At 50.4% G+C, this 14,416-nt stretch carries 12 protein-coding genes; 10 read left to right on the plus strand and 2 right to left on the minus strand.

What is annotated here, in order from left to right; all coding sequences use genetic code 11:
- Nucleotides 1-9: 9 nt before the first annotated feature.
- The 5 genes from sufC to K3T82_RS12920 all read left to right on the plus strand — a co-directional run bounded on the left by sufC (nucleotide 10) and on the right by K3T82_RS12920 (nucleotide 4,546).
- A complete protein-coding gene (gene sufC, locus K3T82_RS12900; protein WP_220193851.1) occupies nucleotides 10-834 on the plus strand; it encodes a Fe-S cluster assembly ATPase SufC in 825 nt (274 codons plus the stop codon).
- Nucleotides 827-2,284: a Fe-S cluster assembly protein SufD gene (gene sufD, locus K3T82_RS12905; RefSeq protein ID WP_220193852.1), complete on the plus strand. Its 1,458-nt coding sequence runs from the start codon at nucleotides 827-829 to the stop codon at nucleotides 2,282-2,284. Before sufC ends, sufD begins: the two co-directional genes overlap by 8 nt.
- A gap of 199 nt (nucleotides 2,285-2,483) precedes the next feature.
- Nucleotides 2,484-3,761, plus strand: a complete 1,278-nt coding sequence (locus K3T82_RS12910) for a cysteine desulfurase (protein ID WP_420799266.1) — start codon at nucleotides 2,484-2,486, stop codon at nucleotides 3,759-3,761.
- A 44-nt stretch (nucleotides 3,762-3,805) separates the two neighbouring features.
- Nucleotides 3,806-4,219, plus strand: coding sequence for a Fe-S cluster assembly sulfur transfer protein SufU (sufU, locus tag K3T82_RS12915; RefSeq protein ID WP_220193853.1), 414 nt, complete (start codon nucleotides 3,806-3,808; stop codon nucleotides 4,217-4,219).
- Nucleotides 4,220-4,222: 3 nt separating this feature from the next.
- Nucleotides 4,223-4,546: a Rieske (2Fe-2S) protein gene (locus K3T82_RS12920; protein ID WP_220193854.1), complete on the plus strand. Its 324-nt coding sequence runs from the start codon at nucleotides 4,223-4,225 to the stop codon at nucleotides 4,544-4,546.
- Between the two features lie 55 nt (nucleotides 4,547-4,601).
- Here K3T82_RS12920 and K3T82_RS12925 read toward each other — a convergent pair whose 3' ends face one another.
- Together K3T82_RS12925 and K3T82_RS12930 are read right to left on the minus strand one after the other, a co-directional pair.
- Nucleotides 4,602-5,516 (minus strand): PhzF family phenazine biosynthesis protein, encoded by a 915-nt coding sequence (locus K3T82_RS12925; RefSeq protein ID WP_220193855.1) that lies wholly within the window; start codon nucleotides 5,514-5,516, stop codon nucleotides 4,602-4,604.
- Between the two features lie 279 nt (nucleotides 5,517-5,795).
- Nucleotides 5,796-7,667: a chloride channel protein gene (locus K3T82_RS12930; protein WP_236031135.1), complete on the minus strand. Its 1,872-nt coding sequence runs from the start codon at nucleotides 7,665-7,667 to the stop codon at nucleotides 5,796-5,798.
- 307 nt (nucleotides 7,668-7,974) lie between these two features.
- Between K3T82_RS12930 and K3T82_RS12935 the strand changes: the two genes are divergently transcribed.
- From K3T82_RS12935 to der, 5 genes are all read left to right on the plus strand, one after another.
- Complete coding sequence (locus K3T82_RS12935) at nucleotides 7,975-8,577, plus strand: metal-dependent hydrolase (RefSeq protein WP_220193856.1); 603 nt, start codon at nucleotides 7,975-7,977, stop codon at nucleotides 8,575-8,577.
- Between the two features lie 127 nt (nucleotides 8,578-8,704).
- On the plus strand, nucleotides 8,705-10,444 hold the full coding sequence (locus K3T82_RS12940; protein ID WP_220193857.1) for a DUF2079 domain-containing protein: 1,740 nt from the start codon (nucleotides 8,705-8,707) through the stop codon (nucleotides 10,442-10,444).
- Between the two features lie 220 nt (nucleotides 10,445-10,664).
- The gene (locus K3T82_RS12945) at nucleotides 10,665-11,147 is read left to right on the plus strand and encodes a YggT family protein (RefSeq protein WP_220193858.1); all 483 of its coding nucleotides are present in this window, start codon (nucleotides 10,665-10,667) and stop codon (nucleotides 11,145-11,147) included.
- A 228-nt stretch (nucleotides 11,148-11,375) separates the two neighbouring features.
- Nucleotides 11,376-12,326: a ribose-phosphate diphosphokinase gene (locus tag K3T82_RS12950; RefSeq protein WP_220193859.1), complete on the plus strand. Its 951-nt coding sequence runs from the start codon at nucleotides 11,376-11,378 to the stop codon at nucleotides 12,324-12,326.
- Between the two features lie 265 nt (nucleotides 12,327-12,591).
- Nucleotides 12,592-14,007, plus strand: coding sequence for a ribosome biogenesis GTPase Der (der, locus tag K3T82_RS12955; protein ID WP_220193860.1), 1,416 nt, complete (start codon nucleotides 12,592-12,594; stop codon nucleotides 14,005-14,007).
- Nucleotides 14,008-14,416: the final 409 nt, after the last annotated feature.

The following is a 14,416-nucleotide window of genomic DNA, read 5'->3' on the forward strand; positions in this document are numbered from 1 at the left end:
TAAGCGATAATGGGATCTGAACTCGTTATAAAGAACCTTCATGCGAATATTGAAGGTAAGCCAATTCTGCGTGGCGTCGATCTCGTTGTAAACCAGGGTGAGGTGCACGCGTTAATGGGACCTAACGGGTCCGGTAAGAGCACGCTGGCGAACGTCATCATGGGCAACCCCAAGTATGAAGTTACGGATGGTGAGATCTGGTTTAAGGGCGAGAACATTCTTGAGTATTCGCCTGACCGCCGCGCGCGTATGCGCCTCTTCCTGGCTTTCCAGTATCCCATGTCTATCCCTGGTGTGAGCGTAGCGAACTTCCTGCGCCGCTCGTTGGAGGCTGTGCGTGAGGGAAACAAGCCTCTCGAAGAGGGTGAGAATCCAACAGGCAAAATGGGCAAACGCAGAACAGTTCCTCCTGGTGAGTTCCGCCGCCTGCTGCAAGAAAAGATGAAGCTGTTGAAGGTTGATAACAGCTTTATTAACCGCTCAATTAACGATGGTTTCTCGGGTGGCGAGAAGAAACGCGCTGAGATTCTTCAGATGGCTTTGCTAGAGCCTGAAATCGCTCTGATGGATGAGACCGACTCTGGTCTTGATATTGACGCGCTCAAGATTGTCTCCGAGAGTGTGAACGCGCTACGCGGGCCCAACCTCGGTGTTCTGCTTATCACGCACTATCAGCGAATGCTTAACTACATCACTCCTGATTACGTGCATGTAATGTATCAGGGACGTGTCATTAAGTCAGGTGGTAAGGAACTGGCTCTTGAGCTTGAGGAGAAGGGCTACGAGTGGCTGAAGGCTACCGTGTCTGAGAATGGAGTGACCACGAATGCTTAATGCTCTAACTACAGGTTTCACAAAAGATGCGCTTGTTGAACTGTCGCGTCAAAAAGGGGAACCTGAGTGGATGCTACAGAAGCGCTTGCAAGCCTGGGAAGTATACGAAAAGACACCTGCACCCCTGGGCCGTCGTGGCGATCTGGGTACACTCCAGGCTCTCTCTCGCTTCAAATTTCAACAACTGAGCCCCTTTGTTCCTGCGCAGGACAAGGCATTGCCCGAGGCTATTCAACAGTCTCTACAGGAATCCCTGGTCAACGAGCGCTCGGGGCTGATTGTTCAGCATAACTCGTCAGTGGTCTATACACAGCTTAATGAGGACCTGAAAGCGAAAGGCGTGATCCTGACAGATCTGGAGAGCGCTGTACGTGAGTATCCTGAGCTTGTGCAAGAGTACTTTATGACGAAGTGCGTGCCTGTCGATGCAAGCAAGTATACGGCACTGCATGCAGCCTTCTGGACTGGTGGTGTTTTCCTCTACGTTCCCGAGGGTGTGGAAATTGAGGCTCCGATTCTAGCCCAAGTCTGGATTGATAGTTCGGCTGCTGCGATTTTCTCCCATTCGCTGGTGATCGCGTCTTCTCAGAGCAGTGTCCGCTTTGCGCAGGAGTTTACCTCAAGCGTTGAGAGCGAGAGGCCCAGCCTGGTCAGCGACGTGGCTGAGGTCTTCGCCAAGCGCGAGGCAATTGTTGAGTTTAGCAATCTGCAAGACCTGGACCAGCATACCTGGAATATCACGAACAAGAATGCCATCCATGAGAATGACTCTAGCGTTACTTTTGTAATGGCTGACCTTGGTGCGAAGCTGAATCTGAATACCATCGGGGCTGGTTTGCATGGTAATGCCAGCGCGGCGGAACTGGTAGGCGTCTTCTTCACCGACCACGATCAGCGCTATGCCATTAACTCCCTCTCGGATCATGTTGGGCTCTCAACCAATGCCGAGACGATGATTAAGGGCGTGTTGACTGACGAATCACGTGTTGAGTTTGATGGCATGATTCGCATTCGCCCGAAGGCGCAGCAGACAGCATCTTTCCTGGCGGCTCATGGTCTGCTACTGAGCAAGAAGGCGCGTGGCGAGTTCATTCCTGGCCTGGAAATTGGCGCGAATGATGTCAGCGCTAGCCATGGTGCTACCAGTGGGCAGATTGACGAGGAACAACTCTTCTACCTGATGGTGCGTGGTATCGCGCGCCCAGAGGCCGAGCGCATTATTGTGCAGGGTTTCTTTGAACCAGTCTTACAGCGCATCCCGTTGGAGAATCTACGTATCCGCTTGCGTCGTAGCATCATCTCGCGCATGAGTGGTGAGTATGAGACTGAGGCCGATACTTGGGTTGATGCTCAGGAGCGCTGGGAGATTGAAGGAGTCGATGAGGGGGCTATCTACCTGGATGACTCTACACGGCCCAAGTCGGATGAGATCGAGTTGGACGAATACTAGAAGATATCCATCTTCTATAGAGGATCAGGACACCCCCAACCCGGTGGGTGTCCTGATCCTCTATAGAGGCTAATGGCGAGATGCAAGCAGGCTTGATACATTCTTGACGATAAACCGACTCTCTAGAGAGAAGTTAGGGGTTCTGGTTTTCGGAGAGGAAGTGGATCCGGTTGCACTCTCTGCCATGCGAGGAAGTAATATGGCAACATCTGAGAAGCCAAGAGAAGAGATGGTTACAACACACCGTGCGCGTTCCGCTGCCGAGATTCGCGCTGATTTTCCTATACTCGCGCGTCAGGTACATGGAAAGCCACTGGTCTATCTCGATAGCACGGCCAGTTCGCAGAAGCCTCAATCGGTTATTGAGACCATGAATACCTATTACCAGTCTTATAACGCCAATGTGCATCGTGGCGTATATGAGATCAGTGAAGAAGCTACCGCGGCTGTTGAGCGGGCTCGCGTTAAGATTGCTCGCTTTATTCACGCGCGCCATAGCAAGCAAGTTATCTTTACACGCAATACGACCGAGAGTATCAATCTGGTTGCGTATAGCTGGGGAAACGCTAATATCCACTCTGGCGACCTGATCGTGCTGACCGAGATGGAGCATCATAGCAATCTGGTTCCCTGGCAGTTGCTTGCTCAGCGTACGGGGGCGCGCCTGGAGTTTGTGCCGGTGACTGAGGATGGCCTGCTGCGTCAGGATATCTACGACGAGTTGCTAACATACCATCCTCGTCTGATTGCTTTTACGCATATGTCGAATGTTCTGGGAACTATTAATCCAGTGCAGGAGATGATTGCCCGGGCGCATGCCGTCGGCGCGACAGTGCTGGTCGATGGCGCGCAGAGCGTTCCACATCTGCCGGTCGATGTGCAGGCGCTTGATGCTGATTTTTATTGCTTTAGTGGCCATAAGATGCTTGGTCCGACAGGTATTGGTGTGCTCTATGGGAAGCGTGAACTGTTAGAAGCGATGCCACCTTTTATGGGTGGTGGGGATATGATCCGTACCGTCAAGTTGCAGGCTTCAACCTGGAATGATTTACCCTGGAAATTTGAGGCTGGTACCCCCGCGATTGCCGAGGCGATTGGTCTTGGAGCCGCTGTTGATTATCTCAACGACCTGGGAATGGAGTGGGTAATCGAGCATGAGCATGAAATTACGGCTTATGCTCTGGAACGCCTGCAAGAGATTCCTGGTCTGACGATCTATGGACCCAGAGCCCTTGAGCAGCGGGGAGGTGTCATCTCCTTTACCTTGGGCGATATTCATCCTCATGATCTGGCCTCGATTCTGGATCAAGAGGTTGGTGTCGCGATTCGCGCAGGCCATCATTGCGCGCAGCCCCTAATGGAGCGCTATGATGTGGCCGCGACCGCACGAGCCAGCTTCTATGTATACACGACGACAGAAGATGTCGATGCTCTGGTGCAGGGCTTGCAGAAGGCGCAGCAAATCTTCAGCTTCTAGTATTCTCAGTAGAGCTTCCTTTGGGGCTTGGAGACTATATACATATGGCAATGGATTATTATCGCGAATATATACTGGATCATTATCGCAATCCACGCAACTTTGGCACACTGGAGAATCCCGATGTACATTCGGAAGATTCTAATCCACTCTGTGGCGATCAGCTTGCTATGGATCTGATCGTCGAGAATGGGCACGTTGCGGAAGTACGTTTCAAGGGGCGTGGATGCGCTATTAGCCAGGCGTCGGCATCGATGCTCTCCGAAATGATTGAGGGCAAGCCGATTGAAGAGGTTGTGCAGCTTGGCAAAGAGAATGTGCTGGAGGAGCTGGGTATTCCTATTAGTCCCGCACGTACCAAGTGTGCCTTCCTCTCGTTGCGTGTACTACATCGTGGTCTGGCAATCGCAGGCTATGAGCATCCCAATCTCGATGAGGACGAGGAAGAGGATGTGTAAGGTATGATGGAGTATTACAAGGCGGCGGAGGTATCTGATGTGCGGGAGGGGGAGCTCCATCCCGTAGAGGTTGATGGTGAGCCTGTGTGCCTGGCAAAGATCGATAATCAGATCTTTGCCTTTACCGACAACTGCACACACATCAGTGGTCCCCTGAATGAGGGGGATTTCGAGGGCTGCATGGTAACCTGTCCCTGGCATGGTGCGCAGTTCGATGTGCGAACGGGTAAGGTCTTGCGCGGCCCCGCGCGCCAGGATCTCCATACGTATCCTGTGAAGATCGAAGGTGAGAGTATTTTTATTGGTCTGCCACCCAACGAAGAATGAAAAGAGAGGTCATTGATGCGTCAAAATGCGTCAATGACCTCTCTTTGTTGGAACTCTAAGCTAGTGTAAAGGCGCCCTCAGCCATATAGTGGCATTGCCCACCTACTAATATGCGTGAGAACTCTTCCCCCTGGCGCTCGATACGGATATGCACGATGCTGGGACGCCCCATCTCAAAGCCTTGCTCGCTGACGATTTCGACCAGCCCATCTTGACCCTCAACTACTTTGTAGCGCGTGAGGTACGCACCAAGCGGGCCACTGGCTGCGCCTGTCGCGGCATCTTCCACTATCCCCATTTCGGGCGCGAACATCCGACTATGTATTGTTGTTCCGTTCCTCTCTCCACCTCGCGCGAAGATAAAGACGCCCTGCGCCTCGTTGTCCATGAGCTCGCGCTCGTACACGTCGCGCTTGAAACGTACATCCTTAACAGCTTCCAGACTCTTGATGGGTACATAGAGAAAGGGAACACCACAGGATACAACCTGTATGGGCAAGTGCGCGTCCAGGTCGTCAGGTGTGAGCGAGAGCATCTCCGCGATTGCCTCGCGGCGCTCAAAGTGCGCTCCGAAGCGTGGCAGTGGCTGTTGCATCTCAATCATATCGATAATGCCATCGCGCGACTGAATTGTCACTGGAATAGGTCCCACCTTCTCTTCCAAGGTAATGCTGGTAGTGCCATCTTGCAATGAGATCATGCTCTCACGTGCCAGCACAAAGGTGGTTCCCAGTGTAGGGTGACCCGCCATTGGCAATTCGCGGGCTGGCGTGAAGATACGTAGTTGGTAGGTGTGTTGTTCTTGTGTAGCAGGCAGCACAAAGGTTGTTTCCGAGAGATTGAGTTCTTTCGCCAGAGCCTGCATCTCGGCTTCAGTTACGTCCTGCCCGTCAGGAAAAACTGCGAGCGGGTTACCGCCAAAGGCCTGATTAGTAAATACATCCACTAAGATATAGCGTAGCTTCTTCATTAAGCATCTTCCTTTCCGTTAGTTGCTTCATTATAAAATGTGTTTTGCTGCTATTACAAATGGAGATTTCTTGATTCTCGTAGGACCATAGAATGTGCTGGCGTTGCATTGTATTACTATGCACTACCAGAATGTGTGGCATAGGTAGATGGGACACGAAAAAAGCGTTCCAAGCAGGATGAGAATATCAGTCCTGCTTGGAACGCTCAGAACTCGCTATAGTTAGAATAAGTATATATACCTTTCATATATAGCGTATGCGAAAGAGTCTATTGGTGTTTAGCTTGCCTCATCTTTGGTGAGTTCCCTGGCTCGTTTAGGGAAGAGCAGGCGCATATGGAGCACACGCTCGCGCTGACGTTCTTCGGTCAGATTGCGAGAGCGGGCTTTTAGTAAATCCTGAAGCGAGACAATGCCTGCCAATTCATCTGCTCTGCCCTCTTTTAAGACTGGCAGGCGAGTGTATCCTGTCTCTGCCATGCGATAGACGACATTGCGTAAGCTTTCATCCTCATAGGCGACAACCGGGCTGGCCTTGATGAAATCTGCTAATTGGCGTTTATCGGGTTCATCGCGAACGAGGTGAAGCAGATCTTGGCGTGTTGCTACGCCTTCTAGATTGTTTTGTTCTCCTACTATAGGGTAGAGATGCTGAATACCGCGTGGGGCTTGCCCATCATGCAACAAGTGATGTAGCTCATCGCGTGTTATACTGGCTGGGATTGCGACGACACTGGTGCGCATCACTTCGCGTACAAAGAGAATTTCGAGCGGGTCGGTAGCATATTCGCGGCTTAAGTGGTAACCACGCCTGCTGATCTTTTCCGTCAATATGGAGCGCTTCATCAGCAGCACACTGACACTATATGCGGCCAAGGTTCCCAAGAGTAATGGTAGGAAGGAGTTGAAGTCGTGCGTTAGTTCAAGTGCGAAGACCATACTAGTGAAGGGCACACGCATAGTAGCAGCCAGCATAGCCCCCATGCCGATAAGTGCCCAGAAACCAACACCTTCATTTGGGAATACATGGCTCAAAGCTGCACCTAATGCGCAGCCGATCATCAATAATGGAGCTAGAACACCACCAGAAGTGCCTGATCCCAGCGAAAAAGACCAGATGAATACCTTAACCAACAGGACACCAAGGATCAATTGCAGCGAAATGTCGCCCGCCAACAATTGACCAATCACGTCATAACCTACTCCCAACGCACGCGGATAAATCAAGCCTCCAATACCAATGCCCAGACCACCAATAGCAGGCCACCACATCCAATGGATAGGTAAGCGTCCAAAAGCGTCCTCAAAGCCATAGACGAGTAGCGTCATGACCGTTGAGGCCAATCCTGCTAATAGACCAAGCAGAATACAGCCGCCAAAACCTATTGGGTCAAGAAACGCTGCGTGTGCTGGTACTGGAAAGATTGGCCCTGCTCCTATCAGATAGTGCCGCAGAATGCCTGCCGTGCAGCTTGCTAATGCCACAGGGATCAGGCTACGCGGCTTCCATTCGAAGAGCATCAATTCAACTGCTAGTAAAACTGCCGCAACAGGGGCTGAAAAGGTTGCGGACATGCCTGCTGCCGCACCTGCTACCAGTAAGGTTTTACGCTCACTACTAGAAAAGTGAAAGAATTGCGCAATAAAGGAACCAATAGCGCCCCCAGTCATAATAATTGGTCCCTCTGCACCAAAGGGGCCGCCAGAGCCGATAGATATTGCTGCTGAGATGGGTTTGAGGAGAGCCACTTTAGGCTCAACTTTACTGCCGTTAATTAAAATGGATTCGATTGCCTCAGGGATACCATGCCCGCGAATCTTTGAGGAACCATAACGAGCCATTAAGCCAACGATAAGGCCACCAATGATTGGTACGAAAATGATAAAGAGACCAAAGGGGCTACCTGCGGGATTGGCTATCTCTGTATTCCAGCGCAAATAGAAGAAGAGATTGGTGCAGAGCCCGATCAATTTCAATAAGAGTAAGGCTACAAAGGTACTGATAACGCCAATGCATAGTGCTATCAGCGCGATGAGAAGCATACGCGGTGTTGTCGTGAAATCACTCAGATGCTCTTTAGCCTGCCGATTGTTTGCCTGTTTAGACTCCTTGTCTGATAATGTACTTTTCCGCCATACATTTGTTAACAAACCCACTTTCCTCCTTTAGCTATATAATGCTTGTTTCTTATCAATCCAGCACCTATTCTATATGTGATGGTGGCTGTGTTATGCATATTGTAGCGTGATGCTATACAAATGAAAAGAGAAAGCCTTGCGGTAGAAGTGTGAAGTTAAGGAATGGGCGGAAGGATATCGAAGCTATCCATCGAGGTTCCCGCGGAATTTTTTGTATCACTCTCGAAATAAAACAGCTATTGACAACGGCTGTAAGTTCTTTCTACAATGGTCGAGAATAGTAGGAGTATGAGATCACTTCAGGAGTGAAAGATAACGCATGGAAGGTCGTTCGCATCTATTGATTGGCTTGACGGCAGGAGTCGTCTTCGATCATTTCGCCCACCTTTCGGGTGCCCCGTTGACTGCCACTGGAGGAACGGTCACGCTAGCCTTGTTGGTGAACAAAGCCGTCTATTATAGCGCGGTTGGCTTTGGTGCTCTTCTCCCTGACATCGATAACGCGCGTAGCACCCTTGGACAGAAGTTTGGTTGGGTTAGCAAGACGATTCAGGGACTCGCGGGACATCGCACTGTGTTTCATAGCCTTCTCGGGTTAGCAGTGGGATGTTTATTGGCGATAGGGCTAGAGCAAGTGGTAATATATTTACTGAGTTTACAGGGATATACCGCTCCCGCGCATGTTGTGGGCTTCTCACATCTTGTCTTCTTTGGCATCTTGTTTGGTTGTGTGATGCATCTCTTCTGCGACGCTTTGACCTATGGTGGTATTCCCCTTTTCTGGCCGCTGAAGAAGCGTTTTGGCATTCCCATGGAAAATGATTGGCGCTTCCGCACGGGTACCTGGCCGGAGCATCTCATTGTCTGGAGTTTTATGATCATGGTAGTTTTCTGTATCTGGAAAGCTCTCATTATCATTTAATAGCTTGTCAAACTTCGTATGCAAGGTGGCTGCCTGTGGCGGAGAGATATGAATACAGTGGACTGATGTCTCTTTGTGCTCCCCGCGCATTTTACCTTGAATAGCTAATTGCATGGGACGAATACGCTTGTTCTATTTACGTTTCCGTCTGACACCACGCGTTCAGGTGTATCTGGCCTGGTTCCTGCTAGTAGCAGGAATGCTCGCTTATACGCTGATCACGGGCTTTGAGGCCGTGTTGCGCTATAATACTTTTACTTCGACGGCGTTTGATCTGGGAAATATGGATCAGGTGCTTTGGAATACTTTGCATGGTCACCCTTTTCAGTGGACCAATCAAGGCGTCGATTGGTTTGGGCCGCCAATTCGTCTCGCGCAACACTTTGAGCCAATTTTGCTTCCCCTCTCGCTGTTGTATGCCTTTGGCGCTGACCCTCGTATTCTGTTGATCTTTCAAACCCTTGTATTAGCTAGCGGCGCGCTCCCAATCTTTCTGCTGTCTCGCCACTACCTTCCCCGCTGGCCCCTGGTCGCTGGGGCGTTGGTATTGGGATATTTGCTCTCCTCAGCACTGATAGGCGTTAATCTCTTTGACTTCCATCCCGTCGCGTTGGTAACACCCCTCTTCCTCTATGCTTTTCTGGCCCTGACTCGGCGACGCTTCGTTTGGTGCTTGATCTGTTGTGTGCTTGCTGCCACATGCAAGGAGGAAATCCCTTTTGTTGTGATGCTTTTTGGCTTCCTGGTGCTCTGGAAGTATCAGGCACCGCGCCTGGGTCTGATATTAATAATAGGTGGCCTGCTGTATGGCATAGTAGCCTGGACCGCCATCAAGCATTTCTATCCTGGTAACCAGGGGAATAACTTTTGGTATCGCTATGCCTACCTGGGAGCGACACCAACCGATGCTATCGTCAATATTGCGATGCATCCCTGGATTTTGCCCCTGACTTATCTAACCCTTGAGCGCCTCTACTATCTAGCCGGGCTACTACGCTGCTATGGTTTTCCAAGCCTGCTGGCGCCTGAATGGTTGCTGCCAGCGCTGCCCAACCTGGCTCTGAACCTGTTGCCTAATAACAACTCGCTGCTCTATAGCGGCATTTATCACTATAATGCTCCTCTCATTCCTTTTGTTGCTATGTCGGCTATCATAGGTCTGGCACGCCTGGTTGCATTCTGGCAACAGTGGCGTAGTGAGCCTGTGGAGTCTGTGCTGCTTGATGAAGAGCATGTGTTACGTGAGCAGGCACGTCTGGATGTATTAACGCAGCGTCTCGATAACATACGTATTAAGCTTCTTATGACCATTGCCTTCGTGGGACGACCGCTGGCCTTTGTGCGACCTGGCTTGCTGGTGGTCTCGCGGGTGCGTGAGAGTCGCTGGCGTAGCCTTAACGAGCGCTTGATAGACTTGGCACGCACGATTTCGCTTGATCGTTTACAATGGATTGTCTCGCTCTGGATTGTATGTATGGTGCTGCTCAATTTTGTGATTATGATTCCCTGGTTCAATGTCTTGCGGGCTGATCACCTGCCGGGGGAGCGTGAACAGGGCATCAATCAGCTTTTAGCTGTTATTCCGTCTACAGCGTCAGTCTCAGCCAGTGGAACGCTTAATCCACACCTCTCAGAGCGCTCCTATGTGACTGTATTTCCGTTGATTACCTATACTGACCAGCAGAAGAACCTGCGCACAGTCGACTATATCGTCGTTGACCTTAATCATATAGTTCCTGAAGAGGATAAGGATAGCACTGTGCGTATGCTCAATCAGGTACGTAACTCGCGTCAGTTCTGCACTCTCAAGCAATATGATGGGGTTTTGCTCCTTGTCAAGAGCGATGGTGTGTGTAGTACAAGTTAAAGTAAAAGACCAGAATTCGGTGCAATGGTTCTCTGTGGGGGCGCGAGATGCCTCCCGAAGCCTTCCGCTCAAAGTCATTTAGTGCCTGTGAAAAGCTATAGTTTCGCTAGCGAAACTATAGCTTTTCACAGGCACTAAATGATATAATTCATGCAGGCGAACAATTGCTGAAGCGCTTGATTCTTCGCTTTGAGGAAATAGTTGTTGGAGGAATGGCCGGATGCGCAATAATAATCCTTATCCCGATGAGCCTACTAGCGTACAAGCCACACGAACTGGACGCATGGAGGACATCCCCATGAAGCAAGCATCTCCCCCGTCCGCTCCCATTGATGAGCCCAATCCTGATATAGAAATCGCGGAGACACGTCAGGAAGAGGCGCGAACCGTTAAATATGCTATAGGTAAGCTAAATGACTTCCTGCGCTGGTTTATGGCGGTTCTTGAGGTCACGCTGGCGATACGTTTTCTGCTCAGGCTAATCGGTGCAGATCCGAATAACCTCTTTGCCGGGTTCCTCTATTCGCTGACAGATATTGTCCTCTATCCTTTCAGCACACTTATTCATCCATTCTCGGTTCGCCGAGATCAGGCATTTGAGTGGTCTACGCTGATTGCTATGCTGATTTACTTCCTGACCTTCTGGGCGATTCGTCGCTTCCTACATATCCTGGTCACCGGACCTGACGATAACGCTGAGTAGGAGCTCCCCTATAGGTATGGCGCTGATGCCGTAACCTCTCTCCTGGCATGTTTAACTCGATTGGATCGGCGCCACGTGCTTATTGGGTAGTGGCGTCTCATTTTGCCAGGATTGTCAATGCCGACATTAAAGCGTACTCACTGTGGAAAAGCTTTATAGCGCTCTGGACATGCTTCTGCGGGCCCGCTTCCTCGTATGATATAATCGGAGGAACTCAGGAGGTGCCACTTGAACCCAGTCGCTAGTGAACTGAGCATTTTCAGTGGAAACGCGAATCGTCAGCTTGCGATAGAGATATGCCAGCATCTGGGTATATCACTGGGTAAGGCTGACGTTTTTCAATTTAGTAACGAAAATATTTTTGTTAAAATCAATGAAAATGTGCGTGGGAATGATGTATTTGTAGTGCAACCCTTTAGTTCACCTGTGAATCGCTCGATCATGGAATTATTAATTATGGTTGATGCGCTGAAACGAGCCTCGGCTTCGCAGGTGACCGCTGTCATCCCTTATTATGCGTATGGTCGTACTGATAAGAAGGATCAGCCACGCGTACCGATTACCGCTCGCCTCATCGCCGATTGCATCACAGTTGCTGGAGCACATCGTGTCGTCACTATGGATATGCATGCTGGACAGATTCAGGGATTCTTCAATATTCCAGTGGATGAACTCACTGCCCAGACGATCCAGGCCGATTACTTTGCTAGTAAACAACTTCCAGATCTGACAGTGGTCTCTACCGATGAAGGCTTTGCCAAGAACGCGCGGAAGCTCGCGGATCGCCTCAACGCGCCTTTAGCTATTGTAGAGAAGCGCCGCCTGGGCAATGAAGGGGTTACCGAAGCAATGGGGATCATCGGTAATGTTGCAGGGCGTGTCGCGCTCATCGTCGACGATGAGATTGATACTGCTGGCTCGATTACTCAGGCTGTGCGCCTGGTGTGCGAGCAGGGTGCGCGTGAGGTCTACTGTTGCGCAACTCATGGAGTCTTCTCCGGACCTGCCATTGAGCGCCTGCATGCTGCTCCCATCCGGGAATTAGTTGTGACCAACTCTATTCCTGCTCCCGACATCAAACTCCTGCCTAACCTGACAACGCTCTCGGTTGCGGGCCTCTTTGCTGGCGCGATTAGTCGTATCCACGATGGTCGTTCTGTTTCTGAGCTCTTCTATTAGGAAGGCGCTTTATTATCTAGATCTATTAGTGGAGTAAAAGAGTGCGGCAAAATGTTGAGCGCAACATTTTACCGCACTCTTTTACTCAGGGGTCCGCGAAGTGGGCCAATTCCCATCTACGCAGAACTAGAATATCCTGGGTGGTCCAGGAGCCCTGAGAGTCTGAATTCCCCAGCGAACGTACTTTATGCTATAATGCCTGCGTCAAGATTCGATCTCATACATCTTTTGTTGTGTACAGAAGAAAGGGTGGAAGGGCGACACCATGAAGCCACTTGTTGCCATCGTTGGCCGACCAAATGTCGGCAAGTCTACATTTTTTAATCGCATGATTGGCGAGCGTGTCGCCATTGTTGAGGATATGCCCGGTACTACTCGCGACCGTTTGTATGGTGATACAGATTGGAACGGACGCGAGTTTACGTTAATTGATACTGGTGGTCTTGAACTGGGTTCAGGTATTCCGGTAGGTCAGGTTGGTTTAACAGGCCAGCCCGGTGATCTGATGGACCATGTCATGAGTCAGGCTCAACTAGCCATCGAAGAAGCCGACGTAATCATCTTTATGGTTGATGCACGTTCAGGCATCACCGCCGCTGATGATGAGGTCGCAGATCTGTTGCGCCGCAGTACCAAGCCAGTGGTTGTCGCCGCGAATAAGGCCGACAACGCCGAGCGCCGCCTGGATGTCGTTGAATTCTATGGTCTGGGGCTTGGCGAACCCACCGATATCTCATCAATTCAGGGGACTGGAACAGGCGATTTACTAGATCGCATTGTGGAAGCTTTGCCACCAGCCTCTGAGATGGAAGAGGAAGAGGACGAGAATATACCCCGTATCGCTATTGTTGGCCGTCCTAACGTTGGCAAATCCTCGTTGCTGAACGCTGTTCTGGGCTTCAAACGCTCTATTGTAAGCAATGTTCCAGGCACGACTCGCGATGCTATTGACACTGAGGTCGAGTTTGGGGAACAGAAGATCAAGCTGATTGATACCGCTGGTATTCGTCGGCGTGGTCGTATTGGGGTTGGCGTCGAGAAGTATAGCGTATTGCGTTCGACGCGCGCGATTGAGCGTTGTGATGTCGCGCTCTTGCTGATCGATGCCAGCGAAGGTCTTGCGGCCCAGGATACCCATATTGCTGGTATCATTCACGAGATGGGCAAAGGCGTAATTGTGATCGTCAACAAATGGGACATAGCTCAGGAGCAGATTCGCGCTGAGCGCGAGGGGATTTATCCTGATCCCGATGATGAGATCCAGAGCGCTGAGAGCTATCGCAAGGCGCTCATGGGAGCGCTTAAGTTTATTCCCTACGCCCCTATCATCTTCGCGTCAGCGAAGACAGGTTATCATATCAAATCTATCCTGGAGACCGCGCTTAAGATTAGCGATATGCGCTATCTGCGTGTACCTACCTCACGTCTTAACGAGGTCGTGCAGGAGGCTGTCCGTCGCCATCATCCAGCGGCGGTGACCGCCATGAAGCCTTTGCGTGTCTATTATGCGACCCAGACACGCGTTAATCCGCCAACTTTTGTCTTCTTCGTAAATGATCCGCGTTCGGTTCACTTCTCCTATGAGCGCTATCTGGAGAATCGTTTACGCGAAGCCTTTAGCTTCTACGGAACTGGTATCCGTATCTTCTTCCGCGCTCGCTCATCCAAAGAGGAACGCTAATTTCTTTCGTATCTCCTCCCTCCCCCATGGGATTGGAGAATTCCCCTGACGGGACCGCAATTGGCGGTCCCGTCAGCACCTCCACATCTCCTCGAAGTGCTTGAACACTAAGAAATATCCAGCTTTTTTCTAACCTTGCAGCTAGTTAACACGTATATGCAAAAGAACACAGGCAAGCGGGTGGGATAAGTATATCAATATATGAGTAAAGACGCGTACATATGTATATATACCGAATTATGATAGGCTTGATAAAAACTCTCTACCAACATTGCCAGCGTATGCCATTTCACTACTTAAGAAAAGTAAGCAGATTTCATCTATCAATCTATCTGCAATGTCTTAATTGTCATCAATACTGCTATATGCTATAGTGAGCATGGAAAACAACATTTCGCATTCCTGCTCC

This window comes from Ktedonospora formicarum, from assembly GCF_016587355.1.
Taxonomy (GTDB): Bacteria; Chloroflexota; Ktedonobacteria; order Ktedonobacterales; family Ktedonobacteraceae; genus Ktedonobacter; species Ktedonobacter formicarum.

Excerpts from the sequence above, each read along its gene's own strand:
- K3T82_RS12925 (WP_220193855.1), bottom strand. The coding sequence starts at position 5,516 with ATGAAGAAGCTACGCTATATCTTAGTGGATGTATTTACTAATCAGGCC.
- K3T82_RS12920 (WP_220193854.1), top strand. The coding sequence starts at position 4,223 with ATGATGGAGTATTACAAGGCGGCGGAGGTATCTGATGTGCGGGAGGGG.
- K3T82_RS12945 (WP_220193858.1), top strand. The coding sequence starts at position 10,665 with ATGCGCAATAATAATCCTTATCCCGATGAGCCTACTAGCGTACAAGCC.
- sufC (WP_220193851.1), top strand. The coding sequence starts at position 10 with ATGGGATCTGAACTCGTTATAAAGAACCTTCATGCGAATATTGAAGGT.
- sufU (WP_220193853.1), top strand. The coding sequence starts at position 3,806 with ATGGCAATGGATTATTATCGCGAATATATACTGGATCATTATCGCAAT.
- sufD (WP_220193852.1), top strand. The coding sequence starts at position 827 with ATGCTTAATGCTCTAACTACAGGTTTCACAAAAGATGCGCTTGTTGAA.
- K3T82_RS12910 (WP_420799266.1), top strand. The coding sequence starts at position 2,484 with ATGGCAACATCTGAGAAGCCAAGAGAAGAGATGGTTACAACACACCGT.
- der (WP_220193860.1), top strand. The coding sequence starts at position 12,592 with ATGAAGCCACTTGTTGCCATCGTTGGCCGACCAAATGTCGGCAAGTCT.
- K3T82_RS12935 (WP_220193856.1), top strand. The coding sequence starts at position 7,975 with ATGGAAGGTCGTTCGCATCTATTGATTGGCTTGACGGCAGGAGTCGTC.